The organism is Moritella sp. JT01 (assembly GCF_001574435.1).
Taxonomy (GTDB): Bacteria; Pseudomonadota; Gammaproteobacteria; order Enterobacterales; family Moritellaceae; genus Moritella.
In genome coordinates, this window is sequence record NZ_LOCN01000008.1 from 34,061 (window position 1) to 55,042 (window position 20,982).

The following is a 20,982-nucleotide window of genomic DNA, read 5'->3' on the forward strand; positions in this document are numbered from 1 at the left end:
ACGTGGAACATGTTCGATATTATTTGGGGTTTTGTTACCTGTTACAGTCTTTATTTTGACCTTGTCATCGAGGTAATAAAAAAGCCAGCATCATAGATGCTGGCTTTTTTTATTGCTATCACAAATTCTAATTAAGGTTTATTTCTGTAATACAGAAATATCAGCTACATTTAAGAATTGGTTACGCAGTGTATTTAGTAATGTTAAGCGGTTAATTTTAAGCGCTTCATCATCAGCCATTACCATTACGTTGTCGAAGAATGTATCTACAACATCACGTAGTTCGGATAATTCTGTTAATGCTTGTTGGTAATCACCGGCCGCGAATAATGGCGTTAGTAATTCAACTTTAGCTTCAACAGCAGCTGCTAATGCTTTTTCTGCATCTTCTTGCAGAAGAGATACATCAACTACCGTATTTAGTTCACCTTCAAATTTAGCTAAGATATTACCAACACGTTTGTTCGCTGCTGCTAATGTTGCAGAAGCATCTAAACCACGGAAGTGATTCACTGCTTTAACACGCTTATCAAAATCAGCAGGTTTAGTTGGGCGACGCGCTAGTACTGCTTGAATTACATCTACACTGATACCAGCATCTCTGTACCATGCAGGGAAACGACCAAGTATAAATGCAACCACATCAGTGGATACATTTTTGTTCGATAGTTTGTCACCAAATAGTGCTTTAGCGGTATCAACTAAATCAACAAGATCTAGCGGTAAGTCTTTTTCGATAATGATACGCAATGTACCAATCGCAGCACGACGAAGTGCAAACGGGTCTTTATCACCTTTAGGGATTTGACCAATACCGAAGATACCAACGAGTGTATCTAGTTTGTCAGCAAGTGCGACTGAACAAGCAACAAGCGATTCAGGTAGACGGTCACCAGCATAACGCGGCATATATTGCTCGTTAAGTGCAACAGCTACTTCTTCTGCTTCACCGTCGTTACGTGCATAGTGCATGCCCATCACGCCTTGTACGTCAGGGAATTCTACAACCATGTCTGACATTAAGTCAGCTTTAGCTAATAGACCTGCGCGTTGTGCATGTTCTGTATTTGCTGATATTTTACCTGCAATAGCAGCAGCTAAATCAGCAATACGTTGTGATTTTTCTTTTAACGTACCTAGTTGTTTTTGGAATAAAACAGTTTCTAGATCAGCAAGACGACTTTCTAATGAGCGTTTCTTATCTGTGTTAAAGAAGAATTCAGCATCTGCTAGGCGAGGGCGTACAACTTTTTCGTTACCTTCAATTACTTGTCTAACATCTTTACTGATGATGTTTGAAACAAAGATAAATTTAGGTAAAAGTTCACCGTCTTGACTTAGCATTGGGAAATACTTTTGGTTGTCCTTCATCGTGTAGATGAGGGCTTCCGCTGGTACGTCTAGGTAGCGTTCTTCAAAGTTACCGACTAATGTTACTGGCCATTCGACTAGAGACGTTACTTCTTCAAGTAGGTCTTCGTCGATTTCAGCAACACCACCGTGTTCGCTTGCAGCTGCGATAACTTGCTTACGAATTACATCTTTACGACGTTCGTAATCAACCATTACCATGCCGTGATCTTCAAGCAAATCTACATAATTGTCAGCGTGTGGTAATTCGAAATCACCTTTACCTAGGAAACGGTGACCACGAATAGTACGTGCCGCTTTAATACCTAAGATTTCGCCTTCAAGGGCTTCAGCACCAAATAACATCGTAATTGTATGTACTGGACGAATGAATTGAATTGGGCTAGAACCCCAACGCATCGGCTTGCTAACAGGCAGCTTAGCCAAAGACGTCGCAACCATGTCAGCGACAAGCGCTTGTGTTGGTTGGCCTTTTACTTCTGATTTATGAAGTAGCCATTCGCCTTTGTCTGTTTTAATTCGACCTGCTTGCTCAACAGTAATACCATTACCACGAGCCCAACCTTGAGCCGCTTTCGTTGCATTACCGTCGGCATCAAATGCAACAGAAACCGCAGGACCGCGTTTTTCAATTACTTTGTCAGCTTGAGAGTCTGCAAGTGCTGTTACTGTTAACGCTAAACGACGAGGTGCTGCCATCCAACTAATGTCAGCAAATTCTAAACCCGCTTTTTCTAGCTCAGCTTGGAAGTTTGCTGCAAATGCTTCTGCTAATGTGCGTAACGATTTTGGTGGTAACTCTTCAGTACCAATCTCGATTAATAAATTTTCAGTTGCCATGCTACTTCCTATTTGTCTTTTTTACATAGCGGGAAGCCTAGCGCTTCACGAGATGCGTAATACGCTTCAGCAACACCTTTAGAAAGGGTTCGGATACGTAAAATATAGCGTTGACGCTCAGTCACAGAGATTGCATGACGTGCATCTAGCATATTAAATGCGTGGCCTGCATCAAGAATACGTTCGTATGCTGGTAGCGGTAGCGGCACTTCTAAATCTAGCAGCTTTTGCGCTTCTTTTTCACTTTCATCAAAGAGAGTAAATAGGAAATCAACATTTGCATGCTCGAAGTTGTAAGTAGACTGCTCAACTTCATTTTGGTGGAAAATGTCACCGTATTTAACGGTGCCCAGTGGACCGTCTGTCCATACTAGGTCATAGACGCTGTCTACTTCTTGGATATACATCGCAAGACGTTCAAGACCATAAGTCATTTCACCAGTAACTGGTTTACACTCGATACCGCCAACTGCTTGGAAATAAGTAAATTGCGATACTTCCATACCATTTAGCCAGATTTCCCAACCTAGACCCCAGGCACCCAATGTTGGATTTTCCCAGTTATCTTCAACGAAGCGGATGTCATGAACTAATGGATCAAGACCAACTTCTTTCAGTGAGTCCAAGTATAATTCTTGGATATTAGCTGGCGATGGTTTTAGCACTACTTGGAACTGATAGTAGTGTTGTAAACGGTTCGGATTTTCACCATAACGGCCATCGGTAGGACGACGTGATGGTTGAACATAAGCAAATGCCATTGGCTCTGGACCTAATGAACGTAAAAACGTCATTGGGTGAGAGGTGCCGGCACCTACTTCCATATCGAATGGTTGTACAATCGCACAACCTTGGCGAGCCCAGTAATCCTGCAGTGCTAGGATCAGCCCTTGAAAGGTTTTAACATTATATTTTGACATGATATCTGCACAATAAAGCAAAGAAATAATCATTAAAGTATACCTGCTGCGCAGATATGAATATAGGATAAATTACAATATTTCGCATTGTTAGTGTGGTTTTTTCAGGTATTTTAGCTAGGTAAGCAAGTCTTCGGCAGAAAGTTGGCAGGGTATAGGGGAGACGCGAATATACCTTGTTGATATTCGCGTATATCGAGTGGCTAATTTACACCTTTTTTAATCAAGTATTGATACGGTAAATGATCCGTCTGACTCGCCACTAAGGTGTGATCCATAAACTGACAAAAACTGGGGATATCTCGCACTGTCGCGGGGTCGTCTGCAAGTATTAATAACGTTTGACCATCCTCTAGTTTCCTCACTGTTTTTCTTACCATCATTACAGGTTCTGGACAGCGTAAACCGAGGGCATCTAGTTCATGTTCTGGATCGGAAAATAATGAGTTCATCAGGCTTTCTCTATGTGGTCAATATACGTAAATAGACTAATATTAATGAGTGATTGTAATTATATATTGGTAAATCACCATTATGTTGTTAAATTGTTAATGATCGCGCAATATTCGTTTTGCGCCGTTAAGTAACCATCAACAAGGAGTGTGTATGTTACTACAAGCCAGTGGCAGACTAAAAGTATATTCTTCAATCGCTTTTTTTGCTTTATTAATCATGCTTATGGAAGTGCCTATTGCTGATACAGGTACTTGGCTAGGGGTGCTGAGTATTGTTGGGATCGCAGTTTGGGTGGAATTAAGTGATTATTTTGTTGAAGAAGATAAAGCGGAAAAAACCAAACACGACGACGAAAATAAATAACAAAACAGAGGGCATATACCCTCTGTTTTGTTATCTTGCCTGCAATTTCTGTTCTTGAAATTGTAAAACTTAAATTGTTATCTAAGCTTAATTCTACTATCTGTTTATTGGAGTTAGTTATGAAAGGCAACACTAAGGTACTCGCGAGTTTAAATGGTTTATTGCACAATGAATTGGCTGCCATTGATCAGTATTTTACTCATTCCCGTATGTATCAAGACTGGGGTTTAGAAAAACTCTATCACCAAATTAATCATGAAATGCAAGAAGAGATCACCCACGCCGACGCGCTTATAAAACGTATCTTATTTCTGGAAGGCATACCGAATTTAAAAGACCGCCGAGATCTACTGATCGGAAATGATGTCCCGAGCATGTTAGCAAACGATTTAGTATTAGAAATGGAAGTCGTTACAGCGCTTAAAGCCAGCATTAAGTTATGTGAAGCTGAAGGAGATTATCAAACACGTGAAGTACTCTTACCCTTGTTGGCAGATACAGAAGAAGATCATGTTTATTGGTTAGAGCAGCAGTTAGGTCTGATCCATAAAATTAGTGTAGAAAACTATATTCAATCCCATATCGAGAGCTAAGCAAGCGTTAAGTCAGTTACAGTTAAATCATTATTAAGGAACTATTTATGCAAGGCGACAACCATATATTGACTCTGTTAAATAAAGCGTTAGCGTGTAAATTAGTGGCGATTAATCAGTATTTTTTGCATGCCCGTATGTATCGAAATTGGGGATTGGAACATCTAGATAAGGCAGACTATAAGCAATCTATTTTAAAAATGAAACAAGCGGATAAATTTATAAATAGGATTTTATTTTTACAAGGGTTACCTAACTTACAAGACTTAGGACGTCTGGCAATTGGTGAGGATGCGCCAGAAATGTTGCACCTTAATATGGAACTAGAACTGAGTATTCGGGTGGTATTACAAACCTTAATTGCGGAATGTGAAAAGAGCCAAGATTACATTAGTCGAGATCTCGCCGCTGACATACTGGAAGAAGTAGAAGAACAAATCGATTGGATTGAAAGCCAGGAGTATTTGATCCGTCACGCTGGTTTAGATAACTATTTACAGTCACAGATGTAATTGTGAATGGTTTTATCTGTGTGATTAAGCAACCTGTGGATGTTGTTGCGCTTGTTTGATTAAGGTCTGATTTAAGATCTTTTTCGCACATTGGCAACACTTGCCACACTGACTACCGATACCAAGCTCAGTGCTTAATTCTTTCATTGTTGTCACACCTTCATCAATGCTCTTAATTAGCTGTTTATCGGTAATACCGCGACAAATACATACGTACATAAATAACCACTCTGGGCTTGAATTTATGTCGATGTTAATATGAATGAGAATGATTATCAAGCCGCTAAACGACAAAAACCTTGGCTTTCACCATGTCTCGATATTGTTTTGGAGCCATATCAAAGTGTTGCTGGAATTTTTTTTTGAAATAATAAGCGTCACGAAAACCGACTTGTTCGGCGACATCACACATAGTTAGGCCAAAGTCGCGTAATAGCACTTGTGCAGTTTCTAGTCTCAGGGTTAACAGGAACTGATTTGGGGTTTGTCCCACTTGTTCTTTGAAGCGGCGATTGAAAGTGCGTAGTGGTAATTGACAAACATCGGCAACTATTTGATTAGTAATGACGTTAGCCATATTACGCTGCATCCAATCTTGTGCGAAGGCTATCGATTCATCAAATTGTACTTGGCCGCCAATTTGGTAGAAAGGTTGCTGCTGAGTACGTGATATTTCATGGGAGAAATGATTTTCAATGACGCTCGCTATTTTCTTACCAAACATTTCATTAATTAAAAACAACATCATTTCTGATTGCGAGTTAATACTGCCTGCACAATATAAACCGTTTGCGGCAGTGATAGAGGCTTGACGATTGAGTTTGACTTGTGGGTATTGTTGGCTAAATTGATCGTAAAAATACCAGTGTGTTGTTGCGGGTAGGCCATCAAGTAATCCAGCTTCTGCTAACCAGCAAACTCCGGTACCAGTCGATAGTATTTTCGCGCCTTGGTTATATTGTCGATGTAACCACGGAATGATTTCTTTCTGTTTAATAATTGATACTAAAGGGTTTCCCCACATAGGCGGAAAGATAACAAGATCAAATTCTTGCTCGCAGGAAAAAGTTAGATCGGGTTGTAAACGTAACCCTGCGGTGAGTGATTTAGCCTCTAAACTGGTCGAAATTAATTTTATTTCTAACGGATCTTGATGCTGGGTTTTTCGGTCGCGTAAGCGAGAGGCGCCGGATAGCATTTCTGCGGCTAAGGAGATCCCAGTGACTAATGCTTTATCATAAAGTACAAATCCAATTTTCATATCAAGCTCCCATTCTGTTGCGTTCTAAACTTAGTATATCTATTTGTTTATGGTTCTGTACCTTGATTTTATAGGCTTAAAATCTACATTGGCATAACCATCATGGTTATTGGCACAGTTGAAAGTGTATTGTTAGTATAACTTGCTAGACTATCTAGCAATAGCTGAGATTCGAATTGAGATGTAATAAAATGGCAAAGTTACCGTTAATTGTTGGTTTAGGTGGAATTAATGCAGCCGGACGTAGTTCTGGTTTCCACAGTTATAAGCGTTTAGTGTGTGATGTCCTGAAAGAAGATGTCATGGCCAGTACTTGGCAAGACCTCGCGCAGCGTATGGGATTAGATACTAACGATATTAATGCTGACATTATTGCCCAGATTAAAGCGGGTACGTTAGTGCGCCGTACCACTACATTTGTTCCTGAAGCCGTACCTTTTCAGCGTAAAGCTAAATTAGCGCCAGGTGCAGCGCCAATTACATTTCAATTGAAAAAATCTAAATTACCACAGACGATTCCAGCGAATTGGTCACTTACCGACGTGGATAATAAAACCGTTGAAGTTGTTGTTGAGGGTGAATTCGAGGCGTTAGTTCATGACACCATTACTTATCCAGTATCAAGTGCCGGTAATATTCCTACGGGCTTTGACTTAGATAAATTATACAATTCACGTTCGCACCCTCGTGGTTTGAAACTCACAGTATATGGTGCATCCGATGCGCTAAATTCTTTGGGCATTGATTGGGATAGCATACTTAACTTAATTAACCCTGATGAAGTATCTGTTTATGCTGGTAGTGCATTAGGGCAAGTAGACGAAAATTCATTTGGCGGCATGCTTTCTGCCTATTTTAAAGGCGGTCGTGTCAGCTCTAAAATGATGGCAATGGCGTTAGCCGAAATGCCTGCTGATTTCATTAATAGTTATGTGATCAACAGTGCTGGTACTACCGGCACCAACATGGGCGCTTGTGCGAGTTTCTTATATAACTTGCGTCAGGGGATGTTAGATATTCAGTCTGGCAAGTCAAAAGTCGCTATCGTGGGAAACGCTGAAGCACCTGTTGAAACTGGAGTCATGGAGGGGTTCCGCGTGATGGGGGCCTTGGCTGAAGATGATCAGTTAAAAGCATTGGATAACAGTGATACGGTTGATAATCGCCGCGCCTGTCGTCCATTCTCATCGAATGCAGGGTTTACGATGGCAGAGTCAGCGCAATTTGTGGTGTTGATGGATGATGAACTTGCATTAGAGCTGGGTGTGTCTATTTATGGCTCTGTTGCCGATGTATTTATTAATGCCGATGCTAATAAAAAATCAATTTCAGCGCCGGGCATTGGTAACTATGTGACCGTCGCAAAAGCCACCGCATTAGCGAAAGCAATTTTAGGCGAAGCAGGTTTACAACATACTTTTGTACAGGCGCATGGTACCGGAACACCACAAAACCGCGTGACTGAAAGCCATATTTTGAGTGAAGTCGCGACCAGTTTTAATATTAAAAATTGGCCTGTGACGGCAATTAAATCTTATGTCGGTCATTCTATGGGCGCTGCTGCAGGTGATCAATTAGTCGCCTCACTCGGTGTTTGGCAGCACGGCTGGATCCCAGGGATTAAAACCATTGATCATATTGCCGATGACGTACATCAGACCAACTTGAATATCTTAACTGACCACAAGTTTGTTGGTGATAAAGGTCAAGAAATGAAAGCGGTGATCTTAAATGCTAAAGGCTTTGGTGGTAATAATGCCAGTGGTTTGGTGTTATCACCTCAGCAAACATTAACCATGCTCGAAGCTAAATACGGTAAGTCGGTAGTAAGCGCTTACCATGAAAAAAATAATAAGATCCAAAAAACGGCTAAAACGAATGATAACAAGGCTTGTTTTGGCGATGAAAATATCCGTTATGAATTTGGCAATGCGGTGATTGACGAAAGCGGTGTGAATATCACGACTGAAGAAGTGCGTTTACAAGGCTTTGTAAACGCCATCAAGTTAGCTCAAATTAATCCGTACCACGATTATAGCTAATACGTTCATGACTCTTGCACGTTACTGCGTGCAGGAGTATCTGCAACGAGATTCATCTCATCTGCCATGATCTGCAACTCTTCAGTAATTTCTGCAATCTGTTTCAGTTTCTGAATTAATAATAGCGTATGTTTATTATCATCATTTTCATAGCGTTTGAGTAACTTCTCAAGCTCACTAATATAAAAGTTATTATCATTGATTGGCGACAAAATAGTGTTTTTCGTTTGTGCTAACGCCTGAGTAATCATTTGCTCCACTAGGCGTAGGTCTTGTTGTAATCTCACATCAATAATTTTATTTCTGTGTACGCCTAATGCAGATAATGCCGATAACATGGCATGGTTCCGACGAGAAATATCGTAAACATGATTCAGTTTATGCCGCTTATCGTTAGGCTCAACTTGCATGTCTTTCCAAGAGGCGGTCAAGTGGCTATCTGCTACATAGGCTTTACGGCGCGAAACGCGATACGGTAATTCATTGTTTTTCCCTGAGACATATTGATTAATGATCTCGTGAAAGTAAGCCTGATTAGCGGTGATCGCTTCGACCAAATACTTCGGGAATTGCTTATATTGCCAATTTGGCAGTACTAATTTAACCAGTAGGTAGGCAATACTACAACCCGTTAAGGTATCGATTATACGTGGGAGCGTCACGATATAACCTTGTTGGTAAAGCACGTTAAAGGCCAGTAATACCAGCAATGTTATATAGGTAACCGCGCGACTGTAATTTTTACGTAAATAATAAAAGAACAAGAATGCCGATATTGCCAATAATAATAACTGACTACGTTCTGTCGGGAACAGGTAGAGCAAAATAGCACCGATGATGATGCCCATCAACGTACCTGTGATACGCTGTTTTAATTTAAGTCGAGTCGCACTGTAACTGGGCTGAAGCACAAATAATGTCGTTAACACCACCCAATATCCATGTAGATCAGAAGCAAAAATAATCCCTATTCCTAATGCGATACCGATGGTTAAGCGAATGGCATGGCGGAATACTGGGCTGGATAAGTGTAATGCGTTAGTGAGTCGTTGTTTTATTGATAATCGCTCACGTGGCGCCATGACTAAGAATTCATGCTCACTTGTGGGCTCGCTATTAATTAATAGCTCATCAGCCTTGCATAAATTACGAAACAATAATTTTAGCGGGCCAAAGAGTTGCCATTCCACAGATTTTTCTAATGTCAGCAATTCTTGTTTTAAAATAGCCAATGACCACGTCAGGCCATTATCATGTGCATAAGCTTGCTTGTATAGCGTTGCATTAGCCCTTTGTGTGCAAGCGTTAGCCAGTTGTTTTAACACCTGCTCAAACCCACTGATAATCAAATCGTTATTTAAATTACGTTTTAGTGAATCATAATGAAAATGGCTGGATGTCATTTTTTCATGGAGTTCTTGCGCTTCTTGATAAAGGTGTATCAGGTGTTGAAGTTCATGGGATAGACTTTTATCCATATGGTAGTCAATGTTAGTACGACATGCCGACATGGCATTGACGATATTAATATTCAACGTCGATAAAGTATGGCGAATGGTTTTATGGTCATGTTTTTTTTGTGAGAAAAATTTGGCTTTTTCTTGTTGGTATAACCCCAGTGAAAAATAAATGTCAGCTAATTGCTCTCTGATCGGGTTATATAAAGTTACCTTAAGCAGTACTGTCGAGATAATAAAATACCAAGCCGCACCGGCAATGAGGAGTAAAGAATAAGGATTAAATTCGACTTCAGTAGTGAGTAACGTTGCGGATTCAGCATCATGGCTTAATCCTAGCATGGTATAAACTGCAATCATCAAAGTAGCAAAACTGATGGTGACATAGCGTTTACCTAAGGAACCAAGAATGATGATCGCAAAGCTAAATAAACAACTGCCAATTAAAAAAAATAAAGGATAAGGGAATAGCAGGCTGACTAATAATGAGGAGACTGCAAAGCAAAATAACGCCAGTAAACTATTAATAATACGCTGCTTAATGCTGTCATCACCTTCTGAAATTACCGCGGCCACAATACCGAGTACGGCAGTAACTGAAAAGGCCGATAATTCGAGGAAATAGCCAGGGATCAATAAGGTTATTGATGCTAAAAATGCTTTTAGCGCAATAAAAAAATTACTGTTGGCTGTTAAATAAGTCAGCTTTCGCCATTGCTGTAGCATGCGTGATTAGTCCCTTATAAAAATAGTGTTCACGTTGTTCTGTGTTTTACTGTGCTGCTTTAATGGCATTGGCGAGTTGTACTACTGCCGCTTCATTAGTAATACTTTTATCATAAATAAAACTACTGATTACCCGTGTTATTGCTGACTGCACATAGGTTGTCGTTGCCATTGCCTGAGAAAAGGTAGGTACTAATGTGTTGTCTCGGGTTGCTTGTTGATAGTCTTGGTATGCCTGCTGCGTACAAGCATTAAAATTACGCTTATCGGCTGTATCAATAATGGGTAGTGAACCTTTTTTGGCGTTAAAATCACGCTGTAACTCAGGGGTCAATATGATACTCGCTAGGGTATTTTGTGCTTTTTTGACTTCTGATGATACACTTTTTAATTTAAAAAAAGCAAAACTATCAACATTGTAGCTAAATATACCTGCAGTGCCAGGGAAGGGGATACAGTGGATTTTAGTATTTAATTGCTGCTTTTCTTGGAGTAATTTACCCGCGACCCAATCACCCATGATTTGTATCGCTGCTTGATCTTCAATCAAGAGTTTAGTGGACTGCTCCCAAGTCCGATTTTTGGCATTTACATCGATGAATAACGATATCATGCGTAATTTAGCAAAAGCTTGGATCATCGCTGATGATGATAATACTTGTGGATTAAGGTCGACAAAAGCCTGCTTATATTGCTCTGCACCAAGAATCGATAAACTGATGGACTCAAATAAAATCGCATCAGCCCAGGGTTCAGATGTATGGGCTATTGGTAAGTAACCAGCGACTTCAAGCTGTGGTAATGCCGTGATCAACTCGGTGAGATCGCGGGGAATAGCAATGTTCGTTTTGTTAAAAATTGTTTCATTGAACCATAACCAATTAATACGATGAATATTAATCGGTACTGCCACGTAATGCCCTTGGTATTTCATCACCGGCTTAATGAAGGCTGGGAGTTTAGCGTCCCATTGTTCCTGTTTGGCGATGTCGTCTAACGAGGTAAGAAAGCCCAGCTTTGCCCATTCTTGAATATTATGGCCTTTGATTAATGCTGCTGTAGGTGGATTCCCCGATACCGCTCGCGAACGTAATACCGTTAACGCACTATTACCACCGCCACCTTTAATGGCAAAGTCGAGCCAGGTATTATCTGTTTCTTCGACTTTATTTTGTAGTTCGCTGAGGGCATCAAGTTCACCACCGGATGTCCACCAATGTAATACTTCTACTTGGCTTGCTATTGCAGGGGAAGTGAATAAAACACTCAGTAGTATAAAGAGTCGTTGGATGCGATTACTTATGATGGTGCTCATTATTATATCCGTGATGATGGTTTGTGCGGGAGTCGTAAGATCACTTTTAATCCTGAATTTTCTCGATTGTGTAAGGTGAGTGTACCGCCATGGGCACTCGCTATACTGCGAGCAATACTTAAACCTAACCCTGATCCTTCACTATCTTGAGCTATACGTGTATAAGGTGTAAAAATATCTTCTAACATATCTTCTGGAATACCAGGACCTGAATCAATCAGGCAAATGACGATGTGTTCTTGTTGTTGTTCTACGATCAGGTGTAAGAACTCCCCATATTTGATGCCATTTTCAACCAAATTAGTTAGACAGCGTTTGATTGCAAGGGGTTTTCCATAATAGTGAATGGCCAGTTTTGGAAATGCAAAGGTCACTTTTTCGGTACTGTGATTATGATGTTCAGTGATCTCATACAGTAACTCTTGTATATCAATGGGTGCACTGTTTTCGTGAATATCGGTATCTTTCACACACTGCAGAGCCCCTTTAACCATCATTTCTAATTGGTCGAGATCATTATTGAATTTCGCTGTTTTTACATCGTCATTGAGTAACTCTGCCCGTAAACGTAGTCGCGTGATAGGGGTTTTTAAATCGTGAGATATAGAACGAAATAAACGTTCTCGATCGTCAATATAACGCTTTATTCGTAAGTGCATACGGTTAAATGCTTTAGTGGCAATCACTAATTCCGATGCGCCTTTTTCTTCAAGCAGAGGTTGGTCTAGATCTTGGCTTAATGTCGCCGCTGCCGCTGCCAATTTTTTAAGTGGTTTGGTTTGCCAGCGCACTAATATGTAGATCATCCACATTAAATTAGCTGTGATAAGAAAGATGAAAAACAGTTGATCATTACTTACCAATGTATCATTAAGGGATACATAAGGTGCCGGTAGCAATGCGGCGATATATAGCCATTCATCAGGTGCTAACATCATTTGTATTACTAATACGGGTGGGTTTAACGGTTCTAGCGTGAGTGAGTAGTGTGCCCAAGAACGAGGTAATTCGGATAACAGGATATCGTTGTTTAATACGTGTAAGGTTTTGGGGTGAGAAAATTCCGTTTTAATGACGATATTATTACCCAGTTTATTACCGAGCACACGCTGAAATTCATCGAGTACTACACGTTTCATTTCACTGTTGGCAACGGGAACGATGTTAATTTCAACTTCATTTAATGATACAAAATAGCGGCTGCCACCAAAATCGCGTAACTGTTCTAATACGATGTGACGATATTGCAAGGGTAAGGAATTAAAGAAGGTTGCGGTCGAGGCTATATTTTGAGCCATGCTTTTCGCGGTGTTTTTTAATCCTTCGAGTTCTTTATCTTTACTAAAATTATACCAAATACTGGTTGAAATTAACTGCGCGGTGGCGATTGATAACAGTGTCAGTAATAACATTCTAGAGACTAAAGAGCTGGGCAGTTGGCGGTAAATATGCTCTTTAAGCGTCATAGGAAACTTCGGTGATCAAGACATAACCACGACCGCGGATGGTCTTTATCAAGGTCGGACTTTTACTATTATCTCCTAGTTTTTGACGTAATCGACTGAGTTGAATATCGATGCCTCGCTCGAGGGGGAGCGCTTCTCGACCGCGGGTCGCATCCGAAAGGGCATCACGACTCAGTACTTGATTTGGGTTAGTTACAAACAGTTTCAGCATATTGAATTCACTGCCTGACAGTTCTGTTGTACTGCTATCATGTTGATTAATTAATTGGCGTGTTAATGTATCAAGTTTCCAATGAGCAAAAACAAAATAGCGACCTTGCGTTGGTTTGGTGTAACTTGAACGGCGTAATAAGGCTTTGATTCGCGCCAGCAATTCTCGCGGACTAAACGGTTTAGCCATGTAATCATCAGCGCCAATTTCTAAACCGACAATGCGATCAGCTTCATCTGAGTTTGCTGTTAACATGATTATCGGTACTTGTGAGGTTCGGCGAATTTTTTGGCATAAAGTAAAACCATCATCACCTGGCATCATCACATCTAAGACAATCAGGTCGGGTGTATTGGTGGCTAAGACACGTTGCATTTCTTTGCCTTCACCGGCTGTCAGCACTGAAAATCCAGCTTGTTCGAGATATTCACTGAGTAATTCTTTGATCTCAACGTCATCGTCAACTACTAATATTTGCTTTTTTGTGCTCATGCCCAGTCCATTATTTACATTGCGTAACTTGTATTGAACCGCTTGGAGGGGGAAATTTCAAGAAGAACATTTTAAGAAGAACATAAAAAAGCCAACTATCGTCATAGTTGGCTTGATATAGATTAACTAACCGTATGTTTTATACCGTTGTTTTTAGTCTTCGATACGCTCAAAGATAGTCGCGATACCTTGACCAAGACCGATACACATAGTCGCTAGACCATATCTACCGCCTTGAACTTCAAGTTCGTTAACAAGCGTAGTTGAGATACGTGAACCAGAACAACCTAGAGGGTGACCTAATGAGATTGCGCCACCGTTAAGGTTAATCTTAGTATCAACAACATCTTCTAAGCCAAGATCTTTAACACAAGGTAAAGATTGCGCTGCGAATGCTTCGTTTAATTCGAATACATCGATATCGTCAATGGTTAGACCTGCACGCTTAAGTGCTTTCTTCGTTGCTGGTACTGGACCGTAACCCATGATTGATGGGTCACAACCTGCGACAGCCATTGAAACAATTCTTGCACGTGGCTTAAGACCCAGTTCTTTGGCTTTGTCAGCAGACATAAGTAACATCGCTGAAGCACCATCTGATAACGCAGATGACGTACCGGCGGTTACGGTACCGTTTACTGGATCAAATACAGGACGTAAACCAGCGAGGCTTTCCATTGTTGTTTCTGGACGAATTACTTCATCGAAATCATACAATTTTAATACGCCATCAGCATCGTGACCTTCGATAGGCAGAATTTCACGTTTAAAACGACCTGAAACAGTCGCTGCTTGTGCTAATTTGTGTGAACGAACAGCAAATGCATCTTGTTGTTCACGTGTAATACCATGCATTTTACCTAACATTTCAGCTGTTAGACCCATCATACCCGCTGCTTTCGCAGTAGATTTAGCCAGACCAACGTGGAAATCAACACCGTGGTTCATCGGTACGTGCCCCATGTGCTCTACACCACCAATGATCATGACGTCACCGTCGCCCATCGCGATAGCACGCGTTGCATCATGGATAGCTTGCATTGATGAACCACATAGACGGTTAACGGTTGTTGCGCCTGCTGTGATAGGGATACCTGCAAGTAATGAAGCATTACGGGCGATATTAAAACCTTGCTCTAGCGTTTGCTGAACACAACCCCAATAAACATCTTCGATGTCATTTGGATCGACTTTAGGGTTACGGTCAAGTAAGCCTTTCATTAATTTTGCAGATAGATCTTCAGCACGAACGTGACGGAATGCACCGGCTTTAGAACGACCCATAGGTGTACGTAGGCAATCGATTACAACTACATCTCTCATTTTATTATCCTCGTTCGTGTCTTAGTAAAAAGTTTTGCCGTCAGCTGCGCGTTGACGCAAGCCATCAGTTACTTGGTAAAGTGGTCCTAAATCAGCAAATGAATCTGCTAATGCAATGTATTTATCTAGTCCCATCGTGTCTAGATAACGGAACACACCGCCACGGAATGGAGGGAAACCAATACCATAAATAAGTGCCATATCAGCATCACCTGGCGTAGCAACAATACCTTCTTCAAGACAACGAACAACTTCGTTAATCATTGGGATCATGCAGCGAGCAATAATGTCATCTTTCGAGAAATCAGCTTTCTCGCTTGCCACTTCAGCAAGCAGTTCATAGCTTTTTGCATCTGGTGTTTTTTGTACGCGACCACGACGGTCTTTTGCGTAAGAGTAGAAACCTACACCATTCTTCTGACCATAACGCGTTGCTTCGAACATCACATCGATAGAATCTTTGCCTGTTTTAGCCATACGCTCTGGGAAACCGTCAGCCATAACCGCTGCTGCATGGTGACCAGTATCAATACCTACAACGTCGAGTAGGTATGCAGGACCCATTGGCCAGCCGAACTCTTTTTCCATTACTTTATCTACAGCAACAAAATCAGCGCCATCAGCGATGAGTTTTGAGAAACCGAAGAAGTATGGGAATAATACGCGGTTAACGAAGAACCCTGGGCAGTCGTTTACCACGATAGGTGTTTTACCCATTTTTGCTGCGTATGCAACTGTTGTAGCAATTGTTTCATCAGATGATTTCTCACCACGGATGATTTCTACAAGTGGCATTTTGTGGACTGGGTTGAAGAAGTGCATACCACAGAATTGTTCAGGGCGTTTTAAGCTCTTCGCTAGTACGTTAATTGGAATCGTCGACGTATTTGAAGTGATGACTGTGTCTGCACTTACGTTATCTTCCAATTCAGCTAATACAGCCGCTTTAATTTTTGGATTTTCAACAACCGCTTCTACGATAATGTCAGCTTCATCAACTGAGTTATAGCTTAGTGTTGGTGTGATTGAAGAAATAACTTTAGCCAGTTTAGTACCGTCAATACGGCCACGCTTAAGTTGCGTTGTTAATAAACCAGACGCTGTCGCCATACCTAGGTCAAGTGCTGCATCATTGATATCTTTCATGATAACAGGTGTGCCTTTAACCGCTGATTGGTAAGCGATACCGCCACCCATAATGCCAGCGCCAAGTACAGCGGCTTTATTTGTTGTTTTACCTGCTTTTGCTGCTTTCTTCGCGCCTGCTTTTAATGCTTGGTCACTTAAGAATAAGCCAACTAATGCTTGTGCAGCATCTGTTTTAGCAAGTTTAATGAATGTTGCTGCTTCTACACCAAGTGCACCTGTACGCTCCATTCTTGCTGCTGCTTCAATAGTCTTCACTGCTGCAGTCGGTGCTGGGTAATGTTTACCTGCTTTCGCGTATACCATGCCTAGTGCAGTAGAGAAGCTCATTGTTGCTTCAATTTTATTTAAACCTAATGGTGCTTGTTTTTGCGCACGACGTGATTGCCAGTCAAGTTTTCCTGCAATCGCATCTTTAACCATTGATAGTGCTGCATCACGTAATTTTTCAGGTGCTACAACCGCATCTACAGTGCCAAATTTAAGGGCCGCAGGTGCTTTATAATCTTTACCTGTTGTGATCCATTCAACAGCATTATCTGCACCGATCAGGCGTGGTAAACGTACTGTGCCACCGAAACCAGGCATGATACCTAATTTAGTCTCAGGTAAACCGATACGTGCTGTTGTGTCTGCTACACGGAAGTCTGTTGCAAGAATTGCTTCACAACCACCGCCCAGTGCATGACCGTTTACGGCTGAGATTGTTGGATATGGCAGGTCTTCAATGGCATTGAATACTGCATTTGCTTGTTCCAACCAACCTAATAATTCAGCGTCAGGTAGTTTAAAGAGTTCAAGGAATTCAGTGATATCAGCGCCAACGATGAATGCACCTTTACCTGATGTTTGAATTAATCCTTTAATGTCTGAATTAGTCTGTAATACTTTTACAGCTTCAGTTAATGCTTGTAATGTTGCTTGATCAAATTTATTAACAGGGCCTTTCGCGTCATATTTTAATTCTGCGATGCCATCTTCTAATAGAGTGACCGAGAGTTGTTCGGCTTGGTAAATCATTACGTTTCTCCTTGCTAAAGCGATGGTGATCATCAGCTCCGTTTGCTATTTACCAGCTATGTAGGGCACTGGTTGATCTCATTCTGTCGATAATCTAACAATATTTCAACACTTATTTTAAACGACTGTTTAAATTTTTATCGAAGGGGTCATACTAATCTAATCACTAAGTAGTATAGTTGTTGGGAGGGATAGAGAGGGTGACAATACTCGTAAAATAAGTTATTTGTCTTTCAGTTTAGCACTAAGCACTTTGTTTAAGCTTGTTTTTGGTGGTTAACTCTTTAATGTTGTTGTTTTTTGGTTTTGTGTGCCCCATATAGTTCGGCTTACAACTGTTTTTAATTGTTAGATGTTTGTTGATGAATGTTTAATAAAAAAAAATGACCATCACTTAACTTTTAAAATTTGTGATCCTGAACCTGCTATTATCAACAGGCATATAACAGTAGAATAGCGATGAGTATCTCATCAGCACCAAATACACAGGATTTAAATGATAGCGAATAGCCCTTATTTTGTTTTAGAGCAGGCCTATGAATATACTGAAGAAATAAAAAAAAGCCGTTTTATTACTTATCTAGCACCAACCAAAGGACGCCAAATAGCCGAGCAATTTGTTCGGACAATCAAAGCACAACACCCTGATGCGCGTCATCATTGTTGGGCATTTGTTGCTGGACGCCCCAGTGACGGGCAACAATATGGTTTTAGTGATGACGGTGAACCTTCAGGTACCGCGGGTAAGCCTATTCTTCATTGCTTAATGGGCTGTGACGTAGGGGAAATGACCGCGGTTGTTGTACGTTATTATGGTGGAATTAAATTAGGTACTGGAGGGTTAGCGCGTGCATATGCAGGCGGTGTACAACAAGTATTAAAATTGATTGATCCTATTGAATGTTTTATATATGCAGAACTTAATTTAACTTGTGATTATGCTCAAATAGCCGCAATAGAGCGCTTATTTTCAGTATATAATGGTAAATTAAAACATGCCGAATATGGTGAACAAGTAATAATGCAGCTTGATGTTGATGCAAGACATACGCAAGCGTTTATTATTGCGGTTAAAAATAAAACGAATGGCCAAGTTAATGTCAAAGTGGTCGATTAATATTTAGGGAAAAAAATAATAATGCAATTCAGGGCAATTTTAAGAATTGTTGGGATATTAGTTACCATCTTTAGTGTAACCATGATATTCCCTGCACTGATCGCCGCAATATATAAGGATGGTGGTGGTCTCGTCTTCATTAATTCGTTTGCTTTTTGTGTCACGTTAGGCAGTATCGTATGGTACCAAAACCGCAATTATAAAAAAGAATTAAAAGCTAAAGATGGTTTCCTGATTGTAGTTTTGTTTTGGACAGTACTAGGGAGTGTTGGTGCGTTACCTTTTATTCTTTCCGATCAACCAGATCTCAGTGTCGCTGGTGCATTCTTTGAATCTTTCTCTGGTTTAACAACAACAGGTGCAACCGTTATAGTTGGACTTGATGAATTACCTAAAGCATTGCTGTTTTATCGCCAGTTTTTACAATGGCTAGGTGGTATGGGTATTATTGTACTTGCTGTTGCCGTATTACCTGTTTTAGGTATTGGTGGTATGCAGCTTTATCGTGCAGAAACCCCCGGCCCAGTCAAAGACTCTAAGATGACGCCTCGTATTGCTGAAACAGCAAAAGCACTTTGGTATATTTATTTATGTCTTACAGTTATTTGCGCAATGGCATTTTGGCTGGCAGGAATGACTATTTTTGATGCTATTGCGCATAGCTTTTCGACTATTGCAATCGGTGGTTTCTCTACACACGATAGTAGTATGGGTCATTTTGATAGTTCGATTATTAATATGATCACTGTGGTGTTCTTAATTATTGCGGGGATGAACTTTTCACTGCATTTTGCCGCATTCTCAATTAAAGGTTTTAAACCTGGCGCTTACTTACATGATCCGGAATTACGTACATTCTTATTTGTGCAGCTTACGCTTGTGGCTATTTGCTTCTTTATCCTCTTGTCTAAAGGTGTTTATGATTCCCCTGAAATGGCACTAGACAAAGCTGTTTTTCAGGCCGTGTCAATTTCAACAACTGCAGGATTTACGACGACTAGTTTCCACGATTGGCCATTGTTCTTGCCTGTACTGCTTGTGTTTTCGAGTTTCATTGGTGGTTGTGCTGGTTCTACTGGTGGTGGTATGAAGGTGGTGCGTATCCTATTACTTTATTTACAAGGTATGCGCGAAATGAAACGTTTAGTACATCCTCGTGCCGTATATAAGATTAAATTAGGCAAAAAAGTATTACCCGATCGTGTTATCGATGCGGTTTGGGGATTCTTTTCTGCTTATGCCTTAGTATTTGTTATTTGTATGTTGGCATTGATCGCGACCGGTATGGATGAGCTATCGGCCTTTTCTGCTGTGGTTGCAACATTAAATAACTTAGGGCCGGGACTCGGACAAGTTGCGGTACATTTTGGTGACGTTAATGACAGTGCAAAATGGATATTAGTTGTCGCTATGTTGTTTGGTCGTTTAGAAGTCTTTACCTTATTAATTTTATTTACTCCAGCTTTCTGGCGTAGTTAAATGGAATCATATAAATGAAAAAAATGTTAGTACTGTATTCTACCGTTGATGGTCAAACCTTAAAGATAATTAAAGCTATCGAGGAGTCTATTGCCAATAAGTATCATTGTGAAGTTATGAGCCTTGAAGAATGCCAGCATCTTGATATGGCTATTTTTGATAAAGTCGTTATTGGTGGCTCTGTACGTTATGGTCATTTGAATAAAAAGCTCTATCAATTTGTTGCGACGCATAAAGCAGAGCTTGAAGCAAAAGAGAATAGTTTTTTCTGTGTAAACTTAACCGCAAGAAAAGCTGAAAAGAATACCCCTGAAACGAATGCATATATGCAGGCATTTTTAGAAAAGTCGAATTGGGTACCCAAGCAGCAAGCCGTATTTGCAGGCGCATTGTTATATTCAAAATATAATTGGTGGCAAACACTTATTATCCAGTTGATTATGAAAATAACCGGAGGTAGTACTGATAAGACGAAAGATATTGAGTTTACTGATTGGGCTAAAGTGAAGTCATTTGCGAAAACCTTATAGATTAGTTTGCTTAATATAACGATACATTGACGTTCAGCGTTAAATTTAACCAGTGGTCGTTGGTTAATCGCTCATGTAATAATATTTGTAATGCCTGACGTTGAAATGCTTGCCTATCAAATTGTTTTATCTATAATAGCGCCCACTGACACGGCAAACGTCGCTCAGTAAAGGTGTTTAAAATCGACCCCGGTTACTTTTTAAGCGTCCTGAATAAAGCATAAATATATGCTTGACTTCAAATTCGGTTTGCGTAGAATACGCAGCCTGACCACGACGAAAGACGTCAAGGTCAATGCTCTTTAACAATTTATTCAAGCAATCTGTGTGAGCACTTGCAGA

The 20,982-nt window shown here is 40.5% G+C and carries 18 protein-coding genes; 7 read left to right on the forward strand and 11 right to left on the reverse strand.

All coding sequences use genetic code 11. The features are described from left to right. Positions 1-138: 138 nt before the first annotated feature. The 3 genes from glyS to tusA all read right to left on the reverse strand — a co-directional run bounded on the left by glyS (position 139) and on the right by tusA (position 3,583). Positions 139-2,211, reverse strand: coding sequence for a glycine--tRNA ligase subunit beta (gene glyS, locus AKG98_RS10210; RefSeq protein ID WP_067045268.1), 2,073 nt, complete (start codon positions 2,209-2,211; stop codon positions 139-141). Between the two features lie 8 nt (positions 2,212-2,219). Then, complete coding sequence (glyQ, locus tag AKG98_RS10215) at positions 2,220-3,131, reverse strand: glycine--tRNA ligase subunit alpha (RefSeq protein ID WP_067045324.1); 912 nt, start codon at positions 3,129-3,131, stop codon at positions 2,220-2,222. A 203-nt stretch (positions 3,132-3,334) separates the two neighbouring features. Next, complete coding sequence (gene tusA, locus AKG98_RS10220; RefSeq protein ID WP_067045271.1) at positions 3,335-3,583, reverse strand: sulfurtransferase TusA; 249 nt, start codon at positions 3,581-3,583, stop codon at positions 3,335-3,337. A 154-nt stretch (positions 3,584-3,737) separates the two neighbouring features. Between tusA and AKG98_RS10225 the strand changes: the two genes are divergently transcribed. The 3 genes from AKG98_RS10225 (at position 3,738) to bfr (AKG98_RS10235) (ending at position 5,055) form a co-directional block, all read left to right on the forward strand. Further along, entirely contained in the window at positions 3,738-3,950 is a 213-nt protein-coding gene (locus AKG98_RS10225; RefSeq protein WP_067045274.1) for a hypothetical protein, read from the forward strand. A 119-nt stretch (positions 3,951-4,069) separates the two neighbouring features. Further along, positions 4,070-4,543: a bacterioferritin gene (gene bfr, locus AKG98_RS10230; RefSeq protein WP_067045277.1), complete on the forward strand. Its 474-nt coding sequence runs from the start codon at positions 4,070-4,072 to the stop codon at positions 4,541-4,543. Between the two features lie 47 nt (positions 4,544-4,590). Continuing rightward, entirely contained in the window at positions 4,591-5,055 is a 465-nt protein-coding gene (bfr, locus tag AKG98_RS10235; RefSeq protein ID WP_067045281.1) for a bacterioferritin, read from the forward strand. Positions 5,056-5,079: 24 nt separating this feature from the next. Here the strand turns inward: bfr (AKG98_RS10235) and AKG98_RS10240 are convergent, their stop codons facing one another. Further along, entirely contained in the window at positions 5,080-5,274 is a 195-nt protein-coding gene (locus tag AKG98_RS10240; protein WP_067045284.1) for a (2Fe-2S)-binding protein, read from the reverse strand. A gap of 64 nt (positions 5,275-5,338) precedes the next feature. Next, the gene (locus AKG98_RS10245; RefSeq protein ID WP_067045287.1) at positions 5,339-6,316 is read right to left on the reverse strand and encodes a GlxA family transcriptional regulator; all 978 of its coding nucleotides are present in this window, start codon (positions 6,314-6,316) and stop codon (positions 5,339-5,341) included. A gap of 191 nt (positions 6,317-6,507) precedes the next feature. Here AKG98_RS10245 and AKG98_RS10250 point away from each other — a divergent pair, with 191 nt between their 5' ends. Then, positions 6,508-8,358, forward strand: coding sequence for a beta-ketoacyl synthase (locus AKG98_RS10250; RefSeq protein WP_067045290.1), 1,851 nt, complete (start codon positions 6,508-6,510; stop codon positions 8,356-8,358). Between the two features lie 5 nt (positions 8,359-8,363). Here the strand turns inward: AKG98_RS10250 and yccS are convergent, their stop codons facing one another. From yccS to fadB, 6 genes are all read right to left on the reverse strand, one after another. After that, on the reverse strand, positions 8,364-10,541 hold the full coding sequence (gene yccS / locus AKG98_RS10255; RefSeq protein WP_067045293.1) for a YccS family putative transporter: 2,178 nt from the start codon (positions 10,539-10,541) through the stop codon (positions 8,364-8,366). A 46-nt stretch (positions 10,542-10,587) separates the two neighbouring features. Beyond that, on the reverse strand, positions 10,588-11,856 hold the full coding sequence (locus AKG98_RS10260) for an ABC transporter substrate-binding protein (protein WP_067045296.1): 1,269 nt from the start codon (positions 11,854-11,856) through the stop codon (positions 10,588-10,590). 2 nt (positions 11,857-11,858) lie between these two features. After that, complete coding sequence (locus AKG98_RS10265; RefSeq protein ID WP_067045299.1) at positions 11,859-13,322, reverse strand: ATP-binding protein; 1,464 nt, start codon at positions 13,320-13,322, stop codon at positions 11,859-11,861. Beyond that, the gene (locus AKG98_RS10270) at positions 13,312-14,025 is read right to left on the reverse strand and encodes a response regulator (RefSeq protein ID WP_067045302.1); all 714 of its coding nucleotides are present in this window, start codon (positions 14,023-14,025) and stop codon (positions 13,312-13,314) included. The genes AKG98_RS10265 and AKG98_RS10270 overlap by 11 nt, the downstream gene beginning before the upstream one ends. Positions 14,026-14,178: 153 nt before the next feature. After that, positions 14,179-15,348, reverse strand: coding sequence for an acetyl-CoA C-acyltransferase FadA (fadA, locus tag AKG98_RS10275; RefSeq protein WP_067045305.1), 1,170 nt, complete (start codon positions 15,346-15,348; stop codon positions 14,179-14,181). A gap of 21 nt (positions 15,349-15,369) precedes the next feature. Beyond that, on the reverse strand, positions 15,370-17,514 hold the full coding sequence (gene fadB, locus AKG98_RS10280) for a fatty acid oxidation complex subunit alpha FadB (RefSeq protein WP_067045308.1): 2,145 nt from the start codon (positions 17,512-17,514) through the stop codon (positions 15,370-15,372). Positions 17,515-18,010: 496 nt separating this feature from the next. Here fadB and AKG98_RS10285 point away from each other — a divergent pair, with 496 nt between their 5' ends. From AKG98_RS10285 to hemG, 3 genes are read left to right on the forward strand one after another with little or no spacing between them, the layout of a single operon-like run. Beyond that, positions 18,011-18,631: a YigZ family protein gene (locus tag AKG98_RS10285; protein WP_067045312.1), complete on the forward strand. Its 621-nt coding sequence runs from the start codon at positions 18,011-18,013 to the stop codon at positions 18,629-18,631. 21 nt (positions 18,632-18,652) lie between these two features. Then, positions 18,653-20,110 carry a TrkH family potassium uptake protein gene (locus AKG98_RS10290; protein ID WP_067045315.1) on the forward strand — a complete coding sequence of 486 codons (1,458 nt, stop codon included), beginning with the start codon at positions 18,653-18,655 and terminating at the stop codon, positions 20,108-20,110. Positions 20,111-20,124: 14 nt separating this feature from the next. Next, on the forward strand, positions 20,125-20,640 hold the full coding sequence (hemG, locus tag AKG98_RS10295) for a menaquinone-dependent protoporphyrinogen IX dehydrogenase (RefSeq protein ID WP_067045318.1): 516 nt from the start codon (positions 20,125-20,127) through the stop codon (positions 20,638-20,640). Positions 20,641-20,982: the final 342 nt, after the last annotated feature.

Excerpts from the sequence above, each read along its gene's own strand:
- AKG98_RS10285 (WP_067045312.1), top strand. The coding sequence starts at position 18,011 with ATGATAGCGAATAGCCCTTATTTTGTTTTAGAGCAGGCCTATGAATAT.
- AKG98_RS10245 (WP_067045287.1), bottom strand. The coding sequence starts at position 6,316 with ATGAAAATTGGATTTGTACTTTATGATAAAGCATTAGTCACTGGGATC.
- glyS (WP_067045268.1), bottom strand. The coding sequence starts at position 2,211 with ATGGCAACTGAAAATTTATTAATCGAGATTGGTACTGAAGAGTTACCA.
- bfr (WP_067045277.1), top strand. The coding sequence starts at position 4,070 with ATGAAAGGCAACACTAAGGTACTCGCGAGTTTAAATGGTTTATTGCAC.
- bfr (WP_067045281.1), top strand. The coding sequence starts at position 4,591 with ATGCAAGGCGACAACCATATATTGACTCTGTTAAATAAAGCGTTAGCG.
- AKG98_RS10225 (WP_067045274.1), top strand. The coding sequence starts at position 3,738 with ATGTTACTACAAGCCAGTGGCAGACTAAAAGTATATTCTTCAATCGCT.
- AKG98_RS10260 (WP_067045296.1), bottom strand. The coding sequence starts at position 11,856 with ATGAGCACCATCATAAGTAATCGCATCCAACGACTCTTTATACTACTG.
- fadB (WP_067045308.1), bottom strand. The coding sequence starts at position 17,514 with ATGATTTACCAAGCCGAACAACTCTCGGTCACTCTATTAGAAGATGGC.
- fadA (WP_067045305.1), bottom strand. The coding sequence starts at position 15,348 with ATGAGAGATGTAGTTGTAATCGATTGCCTACGTACACCTATGGGTCGT.
- yccS (WP_067045293.1), bottom strand. The coding sequence starts at position 10,541 with ATGCTACAGCAATGGCGAAAGCTGACTTATTTAACAGCCAACAGTAAT.
- AKG98_RS10240 (WP_067045284.1), bottom strand. The coding sequence starts at position 5,274 with ATGTACGTATGTATTTGTCGCGGTATTACCGATAAACAGCTAATTAAG.
- glyQ (WP_067045324.1), bottom strand. The coding sequence starts at position 3,131 with ATGTCAAAATATAATGTTAAAACCTTTCAAGGGCTGATCCTAGCACTG.
- AKG98_RS10250 (WP_067045290.1), top strand. The coding sequence starts at position 6,508 with ATGGCAAAGTTACCGTTAATTGTTGGTTTAGGTGGAATTAATGCAGCC.
- AKG98_RS10290 (WP_067045315.1), top strand. The coding sequence starts at position 18,653 with ATGCAATTCAGGGCAATTTTAAGAATTGTTGGGATATTAGTTACCATC.
- AKG98_RS10270 (WP_067045302.1), bottom strand. The coding sequence starts at position 14,025 with ATGAGCACAAAAAAGCAAATATTAGTAGTTGACGATGACGTTGAGATC.
- AKG98_RS10265 (WP_067045299.1), bottom strand. The coding sequence starts at position 13,322 with ATGACGCTTAAAGAGCATATTTACCGCCAACTGCCCAGCTCTTTAGTC.
- tusA (WP_067045271.1), bottom strand. The coding sequence starts at position 3,583 with ATGAACTCATTATTTTCCGATCCAGAACATGAACTAGATGCCCTCGGT.
- hemG (WP_067045318.1), top strand. The coding sequence starts at position 20,125 with ATGAAAAAAATGTTAGTACTGTATTCTACCGTTGATGGTCAAACCTTA.